We start from the raw sequence: 15,255 nt of genomic DNA on the forward strand, positions 1-15,255 counted from the left end.
AGGGACTTGCGTGGGAATAATATCCCAATCGATCGGAGGGCGCAAGCTTTGCGCCCCTACAGTAACGGATTTTGTCCACAATGTAGGGGCGAACTGCGTTCGCCCAAAAGGTACATTATCAAAGCGCAAGTCCCTAACTACTTAATAAACCATCACCGGGTAAATAGCTAGAGATAAAAATTATGAAGGAAAGTACCGTCCCCACCATTAATCTCGCCCCTAAACTCAGACGCGATTTATCTTTATGGAATCCCTTTGATTATCTTTTGCTGTTGTACTGGGTGTTTTATTTTCCCCAAGCAGTGCGCTGGTATGTGGAAACGAGAGACGGCGGCGATAACCATACCGTACAATTGCGTCTAGGGATTCAGGGTCTTCTCTTAACTGTAATTACCCCTCTGATTATCTGTAGCATAGCAGCAAATTTAGGACTTTCTGTTAATTGGGTGGGCGTGGCGTTCGGCGTGGTGTCGGGCGTGGTGTCGGGCGTGGTGTTCGGCGTGGAGTTGGGCGTGACGTTCGGCGTGGTGTTGGGCGTGGTGTTAAGCGGGGTGTTAAGCGTGGTGTTGGGCGTGGCGTTGGGCGTGGCGTTGGGCGAGGTGTTGGGCTTGGTGTTAAGCGGGGTGTTAAGCGTGGTGTTGGGCGGGGTGTGGGCTGTGGTGTGGGCCGTGGTGTGGGGCGTGGTGTGGGGGAGGGTGTGGGGCAGGGTGTGGGGCGGGGTGTGGGCTGTGGTGTGGGCCGTGGTGTGGGCCGTGGTGTGGGCCGTGGTGTGGGGCGTGGCGTCGGGCGGGGTGTCGGGCAGGGTGTCGGGCAGGGTGTGGGCCGTGGCGGTGGTCGGGGTGTGGGGCGGGGTGTCGGTCGTGGTGTTCGGCGTGGTGTTTATATTCGCCTTTTTCCGTCCTGATAATTGGCTAATCGGGCTTTTGGCGGGCCACCAAGGGCGACTTTTTCCCCGTATTACCCCTCTACCGCTGCCGGGGTTAACCTCGACTCTACAACAATGGTTACAGCAAGACTGGGAAACAGCTATTAATAACCTCAATCAATACTTTCAGTACAGCCGCCAGTTTATTCCTGTCCTTGCCGCTGTTAATCGCGTTTTACCGCAATTCCCAGAGGCAGAAATTATCTATCGGGTCTCCCGTCTGGCAGAAAATCCCTCCGATTGGCAATTGTTAAAATATGCGTCGGCGAAACTGTTTTCTCTTACTGACAGCCAAATCCGTCTAGATACTCCTGCTCGCGCCGCCGCCGCTGGTTTTTGGTATCTTCACCAACAGGACACCGAAAAAGCCGAAAAAGCCTTTGCTGTGGTACGTTCCCTCGCCTACGGGGAAGAAATGTATAGTCTCGCCCAGACTTTACACCGATTTAGTCAGGCAGCAACTTTCGATAGTATCGCTTCCCTGGAGGTTGCCCCCATTGCCACAGAACCGTCATTACGTCCGCAAACTTGGCAAGCTATCAGCAGTTTAAATCGAGTTATCACAGAAATAGCTTTAGCACAGAGAAGTGACTCCCGAAAGACTAGAAAACTCGCTCTTAATCGGATTATCGGGGAATTAAGCTATATAATCGACCGACAGGCTGCCAATTTACCCCAAGCAGAAAAAGAATTAATCCTTTCTATCGCCCAAAAATGGAAAACTTGCTGTTCTTCTAGCTTGTAAGCTAAGACGCATTTAAACCGCTTTTTCTTAGATTAGCCGAATCTCCCCCCCTGCCCCTAGGGTTGATTCATAGTAGGGTTGATTCATGAATCAACCCTACCCTGTCAGCCTTGATAAGGGGGGTGTCTGACAGTTTTTAACACCTACCTAACTTAGTGCCAGATTAATTTCTTAGCTAGGATAGGCAAGAGGCAGCTAGAAAAAATTCTCCTGTCTCCTGTCACGGCTGCTGGCAGTAAGTAATTTTGCTGGCATCTGATATTCAAACTCAAGCAACTATGTGTCAACTTTTAGGCATGAATTGTAATGTCCCCACGGATATCTGTTTTTCCTTCGAGGGATTTTGTGCGCGGGGGGGAAAAACCGACGAACATCGAGATGGTTGGGGAATCGCTTTTTTTGAGGGTTTAGGTTGTCGAACTTTTATTGATGTTAAACCCTCGATCGCTTCTCCGATTGCGGAATTAATTAAAAACTATCCGATCCATTCTACCAATGTTATCGCCCATATTCGCAAAGCCACCCAAGGAGAAATTAAACTAGAAAACTGTCATCCTTTTCGGCGGGAATTGTGGGGGAAATATTGGGTTTTTGCCCATAATGGTAATTTAGAAAATTTCTCACCGGCTGCGGGAGATTTTTATCAACCAGTTGGGGACACGGATTCGGAAAAAGCTTTCTGTTTAATTCTTAATACCCTGCGAGAGACTTTTCCCCAGGGCAAACCTTCCCTAGAGCAACTTTATCAAGTCCTAAAAACTATCACAAATTCTATCGCTTGTCAAGGAATTTTTAATTATCTTTTATGCGATGGTGAACATTTTTTTGCCCATTGTTCGACGAAATTAAGCTATATAATCCGTCAGTATCCTTTTGCCGCCGCTCATTTAATTGATGAAGATGTTAGCGTTGATTTTCAAGCTTTAGCTCGTCCGGGCGATCAAGTGGCAATTATTGCCACTACACCCTTAACTGATAATGAAGTTTGGACAGCGATTAATTCAGGAGAATTATTAGTTTTTCAGGAGGGCGCAGCAATTTTAAGTTAATCTTACCAATTGTCACTTTGTCGAGATTTTTCTAAATCAATTAACTGAGTTTTTAGCCCTAACCAATCTAATTGATTGGCGAGGCAATCTGAACCAATTTTTCCCGCTTCTAGATAAATGACTCGCTCGGCAAATTCCTCTAAAAAATCCAGTTGATGATTGACCATAATTATTGTCATTGATCTTTGATTATTTAATACTTCTAATAACCTGGTGGCCGTGCCTGTATCTAGAGCAGAGGTGGGTTCATCTAATAACAGTATGCTCGGTTCTAACAACAAAGCTCTGGTAATTGCCACTAATTGTCTTTGTCCTAAAGATAATTCTAACTCCCCGCGCTCAAACCACTGTTGAGGAATTTTTAATAGGGATGTCCAATGGTCAATTCTCTGATTAATTTCAGCAGGGTTAAGTTTTTTTAATTGCAGAGGATAAGCGAGAGCATCTCGAACAGTCATCCCTAATAACTTCGACTCTTGTAGCAATAAAACTATCTGTTGTCGCAGGGAAATAACCGGTATTTCCTTAATCGATTTACCTTGAAAATAAATATTTCCCGTGCTTGGTTCCTGCAAACGATTTAACAATCGTAAAATAGTCGTTTTTCCTGCCCCAGATGCTCCGACAATAGCTAACTTTTCTCCTTGCTTGATGCTAAAAGTAATATCTTCTAACAGATAAGCACTACCCCGTCGGATAGCTAAATTTACTTGCTGTAGTTCTAAAATCAAGAGCGGTCTTTTCCTTACTTAGTTCAAGTTTATTATATAATAAAAATAGCCCAATGAGTTCGGCAGGTATTCCCCATGGTTAGTCAAGTTAACAAAACCGAGATTATCTATCCTGAGAGCGACGGTAAACCGATGGCAGATAATACTAAACAATTTAACTGGATAGTGACGATTAAGCAGAATCTCGACTGGTTATATATCGATGATCCCCAGGTATTTGTAGCGGGGGATCTGTTGTGGTATCCCGTGCAAGGCCAGCCGAAAATTGCCGCCGCTCCTGATACGATGGTAGTATTTGGCAGACCGAAAGGCGATCGAGGTTCCTACAAACAATGGCAAGAAGATAATCTTGCTCCTCAAGTCGTCTTTGAGATTCTTTCTCCCAGTAATACCTCCATCGAAATGGCCAAAAAATTGCTATTTTATGATCGCTATGGAGTCCAAGAATACTACGTCTATGATCCCGATGATAATAGTCTAGAAGCTTGGCAGCGAATTGGTGACAGTTTAGACAGTGTTAGTGAGGTTAATAATTGGGTGAGTCCCCGTTTAGGCATTCGTTTTGACTTAACCGACGAGTTAAAAATTTATCGTCCTGATGGCACTCAATTTTTGTCCTACAGCGAAATTAATCAACTACTGGAGCAGGAAAAGCAACGGGCTGAAAATGAACGACAACGGGCTGAAAATGAACGCCAACGGGCAGAACAGGTCAATCAGCAGTTAGTAGAAATGGAGGCAAAACTGCAAAAATATCGGCAACTTTTTGGAGAATTACCTAACTAGGGTTTGCTGAATAAATGTGAAATATAGACGAGGTAAGGGGTTTGGTGGCCTGTTTGGCGAAGCAGCTGCAAGATTTTCAAGCTAGTGACTCAAAAACGGGAGCATCTTGATCGGCGATTGCGTCCTGTAGGGGCGAAGCATTCGGGCAATAACTTATTGCTGAAACCGTAGATTTTCTATCCGAATGCTTCGCCCCGATTTTTTCAGCCAGCCCTAACTAGCGAAGGGAGTATAACAAAAAAAGAGGACTGGTTAGTCCTCTTAACAAGATTAGTTTTCGCTAAATATTAAACACAGAATGATTGCCAGGCCTAGTAGGCTAGACCCATACTGCGGGTGGTTTCTGCTCCGAGATAAACCCGAATGCTTAGGAAATCCGTCGGACAAGCCGTTTCGCAACGTTTACAACCAATACAGTCTTCCGTGCGGGGGGAAGAGGCAATCTGGGCAGCTTTACAGCCATCCCAGGGAACCATTTCCAGCACGTCGAGGGGACAAGCCCGAACGCATTGGGTGCAACCGATACAGGTATCGTAAATTTTAACGCTATGAGACATTGAATTATGACTCCTTACCGAGTGTTCTCCATGTTAAATTTCGGGTTTATCGGTTAGTTTACCTTACAGCGATCTGTTCATCGCTCGATCGGTGACATAACTTTAAACTCTGTAACACTTGGGGCCAAATGGCGATCGCTAGTCAGGGATCGGGCAATTCTAAAATAGCCTTAAAGAATTGCTTGCCGGGGTTACGGGGGGAACCGAAAAAGGTAATCTGGATCGCAAGATAATTTATTTCGTTTGCCAGTATGACAGAAATAGCGATCGAATCGATCCTACAGGAAAATCGGCTGTTTCCTCCCAGTGCCGAATTTTCTCAGAATGCCACAATTAAAAGCTTTGAAGAATACCAGCAACTCTACGCCAAAGCCAAGGCCGATCCCCAGGCTTTTTGGGCCCAATTAGCCGAAAAAGAATTACATTGGTTTGAAAAATGGTCAGAGGTTCTTGACTGGCAGCCCCCCTTTGCTAAATGGTTCGTCAACGGCAAGATTAATATTTGTTACAACTGTATTGACAGACATCTCACGACATGGAGACGCAATAAAGCCGCCATTATCTGGGAAGGAGAACCGGGAGACAGCCGCACCATTACCTACGAACAGTTACACCGAGAAGTGTGTCAATTTGCCAACGCTTTAAAGGAATTAGGCGTTAAAAAAGGCGATGTGGTCGGAATTTATCTGCCGATGATTCCCGAAGCGGCCATCGCTATGTTAGCCTGTGCCAGAATTGGCGCGCCCCACAGTGTAGTTTTTGGGGGATTTAGTGCCGATGCTTTGCGCGATCGTCTTAATGATGCGGCCGCTAAGGTGGTAATCACTGCCGATGGTGGTTTCCGCAAGGATAAAGTCGTTGCCCTCAAGGAACAGGTAGATCTGGCTCTAGCCGATAATAGCGCCCCCAGTGTGGAAAAAGTTCTCGTTGTTCAGCGCAGCAAGGAACCAATCAATATGGTTGCCGATCGCGATTACTGGTGGCATGATCTACAAAAACAGGTATCTGCTAATTGTCCGGCCGAACCGATGGATAGTGAAGATATGTTATTTATCCTCTACACCAGTGGTTCCACCGGCAAACCGAAAGGAGTCGTCCACACCACCGGCGGTTATAATCTCTACACCCATGTCACCTGCAAATGGATTTTTGACCTGAAAGACACCGATGTTTACTGGTGTACTGCCGATGTGGGTTGGATTACTGGCCATAGTTATATCGTTTACGGACCGCTTTCCAATGGTGCAACCACGGTAATGTATGAAGGGGTTCCCCGTCCCTCTAATTTAGGTTGTTTTTGGGATGTAATCGAGAAATATCGGGTTAATATCTTTTATACTGCCCCCACTGCTATCCGCGCTTTTATCAAAATGGGTGAAGATATCCCCAATAGCCGGGATTTATCCTCTTTGCGCTTACTGGGAACCGTGGGAGAACCGATTAACCCGGAAGCGTGGATGTGGTATCACCGAGTTATCGGTAAAGAAAAATGTCCGATTGTCGATACTTGGTGGCAAACGGAAACCGGGGGGATTATGATTACTCCCTTACCCGGGGCAATTGCCACCAAACCGGGGTCAGCAACCCTACCTTTTCCCGGTATTATCGCCGAAGTGGTGGACTTAGAGGGCAATCCCACCCACGCGAATGAGGGGGGTTATCTGGTGGTCAAACATCCCTGGCCCGGTATGATGCGAACAGTCTATAAAAATCCCGATCGCTTCCGCAACACCTACTGGGAACATATCGCCCCCAAAGATGGCCAATATCTCTATTTTGCCGGGGATGGTAGCCGTCAGGACGAAGACGGTTATTTCTGGGTAATGGGGCGCGTTGATGACGTGATGAGCGTTTCTGGCCACCGTTTAGGGACAATGGAGATCGAATCAGCTTTAGTATCCCATCCTGCGGTAGCAGAGGCGGCTGTGGTGGGACGACCAGATGAAATTAAAGGGGAAGAAGTCTATGCTTTTGTGACTCTCGAGGGGCATTATGAAGCGAGTCCGGAGTTAGCCAAAGCATTAAAGGATCACGTTGTCAAGGAAATTGGCATTATTGCTCGACCGGGAGAAATCCGTTTTACCGATGTACTGCCAAAAACGCGATCGGGTAAAATTATGCGTCGTCTCTTGCGAACTTTAGCATCAGGTCAAGAGATTTCTGGTGATACTTCTACTCTAGAAGATCGATCGGTTTTGGATAAATTACGGCAAGGTGCGTAATTTAATTGCCGGTTTTTCCTAGTAGTTAGGGTGAGGAATAAGAGTTAATCTTATCTCACTCTAACGGGAGTGATTCTCTGTGAACATATTTGCTCAAGCAGCAAAGCTAAGTAGTTGGACAAAAGTAAAGTTAACTGTGGGGTAAGGAGTCAGGATTCAGGAGTCAGGATTCAGTAAGAATTGCGGCAATTTACATTTCTTAAGATAGACAACAGAATTTATGTCCGACTACTTATAGCTAATAATAAATCCTGTTGAAAAGGTATAGGGGAAGTGGGAAGTGGGAAGTGGGGAAGTGGGGAAGTGGGGAAGTGCGGGAGTCGGTTGTCAATACCAAATTCGGTTATACTTCATGTTTATAAGAAAGGCTGTAATAATAAAGATAAGAGCGAATTCAAATTATAGGAGTTTAATCAATGACCACCACCACTACTACCGATAATGATTTAAAAAGACTAGAAGATTTAATCCTCAATGGACAGAAGATAATCGAACATCGATTCAACGAGATCGACAATCGACTCTCCACCATGGACAATCGACTCTCCACCATGGACAATCGACTCACTACCATGGACAATCGACTCACTACCATGGACAATCGACTCACTACCATGGACAATCGACTCACTACCATGGAAACTCGACTCATTGAGGTGGACAATCGACTCGCTACTGTGGACAATCGACTCACTACCATGGACAATCGACTCACTACCGTGGAAACTCGACTGATTGAGGTGGACAATCGATTGAAGGTGATCGAGAATGGACAAGCAGAAATGAAAGCTGATGTCAAAAATCTTCAAAAAGATACTACCGATTTAAAGATTGAACTCACGGAAGTTAAAGGTGATATTAAAACTCTTGATAGTAAATTTGATGACATGAATAAACGCTTAGAGAAAGTCGAAGGAACCCAAAAAAATCAAATTTGGACATTGATAACTGTCCTAAGTGGTTCCTTACTAGCCGTGGGATTTAGAAGTTTTTTTATCGACAATAATCCCTAATCTTAGCAAGAGAATTGCTATAATTTGCTCACTAAAACCATGAAAAGCGATCACCTAATTCTTCGTCCTTGGCAACTACCCGCAGACAAAGAGTCTTTTTTTCAGATCTATCAAAATTCCGAAGTCACTCATTTTTTGCCGAGAATTCGTCAGTTAGCCACGGATATTGAGAGTTTAAATGCCTATTTTTCCGCAAGATTACCAACTATTCGTAATCAGGGTAATGGCAGCGATTGGTGGGCAATGATCGATCGAAAAAATAATCAGATTATCGGTTCGATAATTTTACAGAATTTGCCCGATAACCACGGTTATCCTACCCAAGATAGCGAAATTGGTTGGCATTTACGGCGCGATTATTGGGGACAAGGATATATGACCGAAGCGGCTAAAGTTATTCTAGAATACGGCTTAATCACCTTACAATTGCCGATTATCTACGCGGTGGTTAATCCCGATAATTATCGCTCAATTCGTGTCACCGAAAGACTAGGAATGCAATCAATGGGATTAACGAATAAATACTACGACACTGAAGCACTTTTATTCTCGATCAAAGCTTAAAGTTCATTAATAATTAGGGTTTGCGGCAAAAAGTTTGTTGGTGGGGTTAGGAGTCTCCGAGTCAGGAGCCGGTCGTTTCAGGCTTTGTTGCCCTCTCTTTTCGTACCAGTTTTGTACTACAAGAAGGATAATGCCAGGTTTTTGAGGGTCCCAATCCGATTTTCGCAGCATGAACATCGGATTTTAACAGGTCAAAAGCCTTATTTTAAAAGGGTTTTACCATTATTCAGCAAGCCCTAATTATTGATTGTTTCTTATTTTATAGCTGCTGTGGTTGTCATGCTAAACCCATTCTTGTCAAAAAGCAAAAAGGGAAATATATTCCCTTTTTCTAGCTTTTATGGACCCATATCCTAAACGGTTTCGGGTTTAACACCTCTTTGGTCGAGAATTTTCTGTAATTCCGCTTCGTCGGTTTTGGTCAAAGAAGTGCGTAACACTTTACCTCCGTAGGGGGCCACTTCATCGAGGACCTTATCGGGGGTAACTTTTTGGACGAGAACAAAGAGAGCAGATGTACCTGGCTGCATGGTTTCTCCCAATTCCCGCATAAAATTGTCATCCACACCGATATCACTTAAAGCACCTCCCAAAGCGCCACCAGCAGCACCGAGGACGGCCCCTAATAAAGGGGATAAAAAGAGCATTCCGATTAATAATCCCCAGAAACTGCCACTGGCGGCTCCCGCTGCCGTTAAATTGACCGCTTGCTTGAGTTTAATCTGGCCATCTTTGTTTTTAACCACTACGGCAGCATCTTCTAACTCGATGAGATGTTCCTGTTGCAGTTTAGCCAAAGTTAAACGAACTTCTTCTGCTTTAAATTCGTCCTCATAGGCGATGACAAATAGATCAGCCATAGTTTTTCCTCGATATGTTAGCAAATAAAACTTTTATACACTACTTTTGCCGGATTAAAAAGTTTGAGGTATTCTCCGATACCTCAAACCCATGGAGATTAGGTGTCATAAATACGAGCTTCAAAAGCATCGGGATTTTCTTGACAGTATTCCTCAAAATAGGTTTTTTCCGGTTTTTTAGCGCGTTGGTGTGCCAATTCTGCCTGTAATTCCTCAACAATATCCCAAGCTGCAGCACAATCGGGAGAATTTCCCCCTTTTTCAGCACATACTGCCCGGGCAATATCTCTAGCTTTGATAATCTCCGCTTCTAAATCAAGACTGCGGGGCTTTTCGACGGCGTTACCTTTATGGAGGATGTCACTAACAGATATAACACCGAGCAAATCGCCTTTAATTACCGGTGCGAAACGAATACCAGTATTAGCAAATAAGCGGGCTACATATTCAACCCCGAGATCGGGATTAATCACGATGCAGGGTTTGCTCATCACTTCATAGACGCGCACCTTTTGCGGATCTTGACCGAAAGCGACGACTTTATAGACAATATCGGTTTCGGTGATAATTCCGTAAGCATCTTCATCGTGACGGCGATCAACAATGAGAGTTCTAATGTTCTTTTCTCTCATCAATTGTACTGCTTTGGCAACGGTTTCAGAACCTTTAATCTTGGCCACCTCCGTGGTCATAATTTCAGCTGCTTTCATAGTCATATTCGGAGAAGTTAAGTTGTGCCTTTGTTATTTTAGAACATAAACTGACCCCTAATACTGACGGCTGACGGCTAAAAAACCGATCCCTGATTAACGCCATTCTACCAGTTGTCGTTCTTGGACAACCAAACCATATACTGTCTCAGTTTGACGGGCTAAATTCGCCCAATGAAAGCGTTTTTCTAGGTCTTCGTAGGCGTTATTAACTAATTCTTGGGCGTATTCGGGATGATTTAAAACCTCTAAAATGCCCCAAGCGAGGGAATCAGGATTATTGACGCGGGTGACAATTCCCGTTTGGCCATGACGGACAACTTCGGGAAAACCGCAGGTATCGGAAACTACCACGGGAACCCTAGCGGCGAAACTTTCCAAGGCGACAATACCAAAAGGTTCGTAAAGACTAGGAAAAACGGCACAATCGGCCACGGTTTGGAAGCGATCGAGGTTTTCATCGGACATAAAGCCCGTAAAATAACAATGATGCCAGATACCCAGATGCCAGGCCTGTTGTTTGAGTTTGTCGGTATTGCCGCCACCGATAATGACAAATTTAGTTTGACCCTCGGTCTGGGCCAGGACTTTTGGGGCAGCGTTAAGTAACACCGAAACCCCCTTTTCAAAGGTCATACGCCCGACGTAATAGACGATTTTTTCGTGATCTTGGGCATATTGACGACGAAAAGCTCGGTAATCAAAGTTAGGGTCTCTTTGCTTTTTCTCGGCCCGAATACCGTTATAAACCACATCGATTTTATCCCAGGGTGCGCCCAAAGCCCGATGGACTTCATGACGCATATAGCCGGTACAGACGATAACGCGCCAAGCATTATAGACGAGGGTTCCCTCTTTGCTGCCGATATAGCGTTGGGTGTCGGTGTGCAGTCCGTTATAACGTCCGTATTCCGTGGCGTGAATAGTGGCAATCAGGGGGATTTTAAAGAGATGTTTCATGGCAATGGCCGCATCCCCTACTAACCAATCGTGGGCATGAACAAGGTCAAATTTTCCGTATTCGGCGATTAGTTTGCCGCCCTGTTGCCCCATGCTGTTATTCATGTTGACCACCCAATGGAAAAAGTCATTGCCGGGGGGTACGGGGACGCGGTGGATGTGAATGCCTTCGACCAGTTCGTAACTGGGGGCCTGACCGAATTCGATCGTGATTAAATGGACTTCATGACCGAGTTTGACGATTTCGGGATAGAGTTCAGCGACATGACGGGCGATACCGCCCACTAATCGCGGTGGAAATTCCCACGCCAACACTAAAATCCTCATTTTTCCCTAACCTCGACCTGATTTAAGCTTGTAGGTAATCATTGCATCCCCATGGTATCTATTTTGGCTCTGGTTTCTTCCTCTAATTGCCACTTTCCCCGCACCAGTCTTGAGAGGATTTCTTGTCGCCACTTGCTTAATTGTTCCTGAAAAGCGGCCGTTTGTAGATCGTTGCGCCAGAAAATTAGGGCTGATTCGCCAGTTTGCGGATAATAATTTTTACGCTCTCCAGCGACGCGGAAGCCAAAATGCTCGTAGATTGCGATCGCTGACTGGTTCGATACCCTCACCTCTAGCGTAGCCCTTTCCAGTTGTCTTTGTACAGCCTTCTCCAGAAGTTTGTAGAGAAGTAGTTTTCCTAATCCTTGTCTTTGATAGTCGGGGTAAATTGCTAGGAGAGTAATATGCGCTTCTTCGAGAATTGCCCAAAAACAAGCCAATCCGATTAGGGTTTCGTCATCCCGGTCTAGGGTAAGAATTAATAATTCACTGTTGGGGCTGTCTAATTCCCGTTGATATCCCGATAACGTCCAGATACCGCCGAGACTGGTGCGATCTAGGGACACCATGGCGGCAAGATGCTCTGATTTTGGGGTTTTAAGCTGGATTTTTGCCATTGATCGGGGAACGGGAGAGGGGTATGGGGTGTGGGGTGTGGGGTGTGGGGTGTGGGGAGAATAAATAAAAATAATCTCCTGTCTCCTGAATCCTGTCTCCTGAATCCTGTCTCCTGAATCCAATGGTAGATGTGGGATTTTTGCAGGAGTTCTATTTTCTGACAAATATAAGCAAAAGTTATTTATTGACTGCAAAAACTTGAGAATATTTAAATTAATATTTCGCAATATTTATAAATTCTTAAGAATTAATTGAGAAAGATTTTTATTTAACAACGATGTTATCATAGTTACAGCGATTTGATAGAATTTCATAGTCGGTTATTCTGTGCTTTTTTGGGCAGCAATGGTTGAAACCCTTGCCACACCTAGAAGGTGATCCTAATTAAAACGGTTAAATCAGTCAATTTCACCCACAACGATGATCTTTTTTTTGTGTAGTTTTATTGCAAAAAAAAAGTTTTTTTGACAAAAAGCACAAAGTATGATAATAACCCAAGTGATTCCTGGCTGCGAGTAATTATTGTAGAGGGGGAGAGGGGAGAAAAGCTGACGGTTTCAAGATAACTGATCACCGATCACTGAAACATCACCCATCTTAATTTTTTTGGGCGGCCATCGTTAAGCGTTTTAATCGGGTTCTTAACATTTTCCCAGTATTCTCAAAATCGAATAGTATAGATTGAAATAACTCAATGTACGCAAACCTATGGATGGCAGCTTAATCCTGTTCAATATTCTCAATCCGCCGGTTTTGTTCTTTTTCTTGGGAATGCTGGCAGTATTTTTTAAATCCGACCTAGAGATTCCCCAACCACTGCCTAAACTCTTTTCTCTCTATCTTTTGATGGCGATTGGTTTCAAGGGAGGTTATGAACTAGCGGAAAGTGGCATCAATAACCAAATCGCTTTAACTTTGATTGCCTCTGTGGTTATGGCTTGCATCGTTCCCATTTACACTTTCTTTATCCTGAAAATTAAACTCGATAGTGCCAATGCAGCAGCGATCGCCGCAGCCTATGGTTCCATTAGTGCCGTTACTTTCATCACCGCCAGTTCTTTTTTAGAAAAACTTCATATTTCCTATGGCGGTCACATGGTAGCGGCCTTAGCTTTAATGGAATCGCCGGCAATTGTAGTGGGTTTAATCCTGGTGCGAGTCTTTAAAGAGAAAAATGGCGAAGAAGAAGCGTTTTCTTGGTCAAAGGTTCTACATGAAGCCTTTTTAAATGGTTCGGTATTTCTCTTAGTCGGTAGTGTTGTTGTTGGTATGCTGACGGGGGAAAAAGGCTGGGAAAAATTAGAACCTTTCACTCAAGAGATTTTTTATGGTGCTTTAACTTTCTTTCTCCTTGATATGGGATTAGTGGCGGCGAAAAGAATCCGGGAATTAGGCAAAACTGGTGCTTTTCTCATCGGTTTCTCGGTATTCATTCCCGTCATCAATGCTATGGTGGGGATTCTCATCGCTAAGGTTCTCGGATTTGAACAGGGCAATGCTTTATTATTCGCTGTTTTGTGTGCCAGTGCCTCTTATATTGCCGTTCCTGCGGCCATGAGAATGACTGTTCCCGAAGCGAATCCTAGTTTATACATTTCTATGGCCTTGGCTTTAACTTTTCCTTTCAATATCATCATCGGTATTCCTCTGTACCTAGAGATGATTAAAATCATTGGCTGTGGAGTCTAAAAGGCCCGGCGGTTTTTAAATAATTCCGGTCAAAATTGTTCTCTTGCACTTCTACCTTTTTTACTTAACTACCATGCTTGAATCCCCGCATCCTTCCCTACAAACTGTCAAAAAAGTGGACATAATTGTTAGTCATGCTCTTCTGGAAGAAACCTTAAGCGTTCTTGATGTTGTCGGAGTTTCCGGTTATACCGTCTTTGGCAGTACTTCGGGAAAAGGTGATCGAGGTTTATCCTGTGATGACTTGGATTGTGATTACAGTGGTAACTACATTATGACGGTTTGTAATAGTGACGAACAACTTGGTCGTCTGATCGATAAAATTCAGCCTTTTTTAAAAAAAGCCGGCGGAATTTTTGTGGTGACTACGGCCCAATGGCTAAGTCATTAGACCTCTCGTAAAAATCAAAAATTGTCGTAAGTAGGGAGGCACAATTATTTGTAGGATGGGTTAGCGGTAGCGTAAACTATGCGGGTGTTGGGTTTCATGCTTCAACCCAACCTACGTTCATCTTATATTTAATTCCTCCACCTACTTAGTTAATTAGGAGTCAGTGGTCAGGAGTCAGCAGTCAGGAGAACGATCTTTTCCGGTTTAGAATTTATCTGTATCTGGTCTGGGGCCAACAGCACCGGCGGGATTAACAAAAAGATTGCCCCCGGCTTCATTTTGGAAGATACAATCGATTTTCGGTTTGCCTTCCAAGGGGCCGGTATAACCAAAGGTATTCATCCGGTTTTTACAACTTTGTACCTGCTGTCCATCGACTAATTTTTGTTGTTCTAAAATTGACCAGTTATTGCGTCGCAAAACGCAACCGGGTTGCATAACCGGTTGGGTAACAAAAACATTAAAGGGGTTAAGAGTGACATAAACCCGCAAATCGGTGACAATGGCACTGGCCCCAAATTGCACGCATAATTCCGCATTGGGGGCGCTGCGATCGATTACTTCCCGGGAAGCGACGTTTTCGGGGCTAAAATTAGCGGTAGAACTGAATACCAGACCGAGACCCACTCCTAGTACAAAAATACCACCAATCAGGGCGATCATGGCATAGTTTAATTTTGCCATTAGGCCTTTGGCAGCCGAAGCGCGGGAGTCATCGCCATAGGAGCGGTCATAATCACGATCGCGCGATCGGGGAGGAGTATAACGAGGTCTTCTATTCATCGAAATTTCTGTTGTGGCCGCTATGGCGGTCAGTCGTTAGCTATTAGCTTATCACGGTTCTATCCTAGCAACCCGGGGGATAACCGACAGGATAGGTCTAGTATAGGGCTATATCGTTTTTTTGAGGTTAGTATGCTATGGTGGATGACTAAATAGAGTAAGTCAGCCTAATCCAAGTTTCTATGCTAGATATTAGCTAGACAAATTCGGAGCGGAGGAACCACATTTGGGGGCGTATTTCTAGATTTTTTAGCCTAGAAAAGGATATCTCTCTATCCTAGCCCGTCAGCTAACTTCGTCGGCGTGGGGGGGAAGACTGAAACAT

The 15,255-nt window shown here is 44.5% G+C and carries 14 protein-coding genes, 1 pseudogene and 1 riboswitch; of the genes and pseudogenes, 8 read left to right on the forward strand and 7 right to left on the reverse strand.

The annotated features are described in order from the left end of the window. Nucleotides 1-182: 182 nt before the first annotated feature. A pseudogene (locus IM456_RS10105) lies at nucleotides 183-1,661 on the forward strand (hypothetical protein); the annotation flags it as partial. Nucleotides 1,662-1,948: 287 nt separating this feature from the next. Beyond that, nucleotides 1,949-2,719, forward strand: a complete 771-nt coding sequence (locus IM456_RS10110; RefSeq protein WP_149986141.1) for a class II glutamine amidotransferase — start codon at nucleotides 1,949-1,951, stop codon at nucleotides 2,717-2,719. 2 nt (nucleotides 2,720-2,721) lie between these two features. Here IM456_RS10110 and IM456_RS10115 read toward each other — a convergent pair whose 3' ends face one another. Then, on the reverse strand, nucleotides 2,722-3,450 hold the full coding sequence (locus tag IM456_RS10115) for an ABC transporter ATP-binding protein (RefSeq protein ID WP_287691720.1): 729 nt from the start codon (nucleotides 3,448-3,450) through the stop codon (nucleotides 2,722-2,724). 75 nt (nucleotides 3,451-3,525) lie between these two features. Between IM456_RS10115 and IM456_RS10120 the strand changes: the two genes are divergently transcribed. Next, complete coding sequence (locus IM456_RS10120) at nucleotides 3,526-4,236, forward strand: Uma2 family endonuclease (RefSeq protein ID WP_287691718.1); 711 nt, start codon at nucleotides 3,526-3,528, stop codon at nucleotides 4,234-4,236. A 311-nt stretch (nucleotides 4,237-4,547) separates the two neighbouring features. Here IM456_RS10120 and psaC read toward each other — a convergent pair whose 3' ends face one another. Next, on the reverse strand, nucleotides 4,548-4,793 hold the full coding sequence (gene psaC / locus IM456_RS10125; RefSeq protein WP_002734319.1) for a photosystem I iron-sulfur center protein PsaC: 246 nt from the start codon (nucleotides 4,791-4,793) through the stop codon (nucleotides 4,548-4,550). A gap of 251 nt (nucleotides 4,794-5,044) precedes the next feature. Here psaC and acs point away from each other — a divergent pair, with 251 nt between their 5' ends. From acs to IM456_RS10140, 3 genes are all read left to right on the forward strand, one after another. Beyond that, nucleotides 5,045-7,015 (forward strand): acetate--CoA ligase, encoded by a 1,971-nt coding sequence (gene acs / locus IM456_RS10130; protein WP_149986104.1) that lies wholly within the window; start codon nucleotides 5,045-5,047, stop codon nucleotides 7,013-7,015. A gap of 416 nt (nucleotides 7,016-7,431) precedes the next feature. Then, a complete protein-coding gene (locus IM456_RS10135) occupies nucleotides 7,432-8,028 on the forward strand; it encodes a hypothetical protein (protein ID WP_149986105.1) in 597 nt (198 codons plus the stop codon). Nucleotides 8,029-8,067: 39 nt separating this feature from the next. After that, complete coding sequence (locus tag IM456_RS10140) at nucleotides 8,068-8,592, forward strand: GNAT family N-acetyltransferase (RefSeq protein WP_149986106.1); 525 nt, start codon at nucleotides 8,068-8,070, stop codon at nucleotides 8,590-8,592. A 353-nt stretch (nucleotides 8,593-8,945) separates the two neighbouring features. Here IM456_RS10140 and IM456_RS10145 read toward each other — a convergent pair whose 3' ends face one another. The 4 genes from IM456_RS10145 to rimI form a co-directional block, all read right to left on the reverse strand. Next, complete coding sequence (locus IM456_RS10145; protein WP_149986107.1) at nucleotides 8,946-9,452, reverse strand: DUF1269 domain-containing protein; 507 nt, start codon at nucleotides 9,450-9,452, stop codon at nucleotides 8,946-8,948. A gap of 98 nt (nucleotides 9,453-9,550) precedes the next feature. Then, nucleotides 9,551-10,168 (reverse strand): CP12 domain-containing protein, encoded by a 618-nt coding sequence (locus tag IM456_RS10150; RefSeq protein ID WP_149986108.1) that lies wholly within the window; start codon nucleotides 10,166-10,168, stop codon nucleotides 9,551-9,553. A 90-nt stretch (nucleotides 10,169-10,258) separates the two neighbouring features. Beyond that, nucleotides 10,259-11,449, reverse strand: coding sequence for a glycosyltransferase family 4 protein (locus tag IM456_RS10155; RefSeq protein WP_149986109.1), 1,191 nt, complete (start codon nucleotides 11,447-11,449; stop codon nucleotides 10,259-10,261). A gap of 38 nt (nucleotides 11,450-11,487) precedes the next feature. Then, complete coding sequence (gene rimI / locus IM456_RS10160; protein WP_149986110.1) at nucleotides 11,488-12,066, reverse strand: ribosomal protein S18-alanine N-acetyltransferase; 579 nt, start codon at nucleotides 12,064-12,066, stop codon at nucleotides 11,488-11,490. A 709-nt stretch (nucleotides 12,067-12,775) separates the two neighbouring features. On the opposite strand from rimI, the gene IM456_RS10165 reads away from it, so the two are divergent. Together IM456_RS10165 and IM456_RS10170 are read left to right on the forward strand one after the other, a co-directional pair. Continuing rightward, nucleotides 12,776-13,756 (forward strand): sodium-dependent bicarbonate transport family permease, encoded by a 981-nt coding sequence (locus tag IM456_RS10165; RefSeq protein WP_287691704.1) that lies wholly within the window; start codon nucleotides 12,776-12,778, stop codon nucleotides 13,754-13,756. Between the two features lie 73 nt (nucleotides 13,757-13,829). Beyond that, nucleotides 13,830-14,147 carry a P-II family nitrogen regulator gene (locus IM456_RS10170; protein ID WP_149986111.1) on the forward strand — a complete coding sequence of 106 codons (318 nt, stop codon included), beginning with the start codon at nucleotides 13,830-13,832 and terminating at the stop codon, nucleotides 14,145-14,147. A gap of 204 nt (nucleotides 14,148-14,351) precedes the next feature. Here IM456_RS10170 and IM456_RS10175 read toward each other — a convergent pair whose 3' ends face one another. Further along, nucleotides 14,352-14,930: a DUF3172 domain-containing protein gene (locus IM456_RS10175; protein WP_149986112.1), complete on the reverse strand. Its 579-nt coding sequence runs from the start codon at nucleotides 14,928-14,930 to the stop codon at nucleotides 14,352-14,354. Between the two features lie 188 nt (nucleotides 14,931-15,118). Continuing rightward, nucleotides 15,119-15,249: riboswitch (cyclic di-AMP (ydaO/yuaA leader) on the forward strand. Nucleotides 15,250-15,255: the final 6 nt, after the last annotated feature.

This window comes from Microcystis sp. M079S1 (genome assembly GCF_020246425.1).
Lineage (GTDB): Bacteria > Cyanobacteriota > Cyanobacteriia > Cyanobacteriales > Microcystaceae > Microcystis > Microcystis aeruginosa.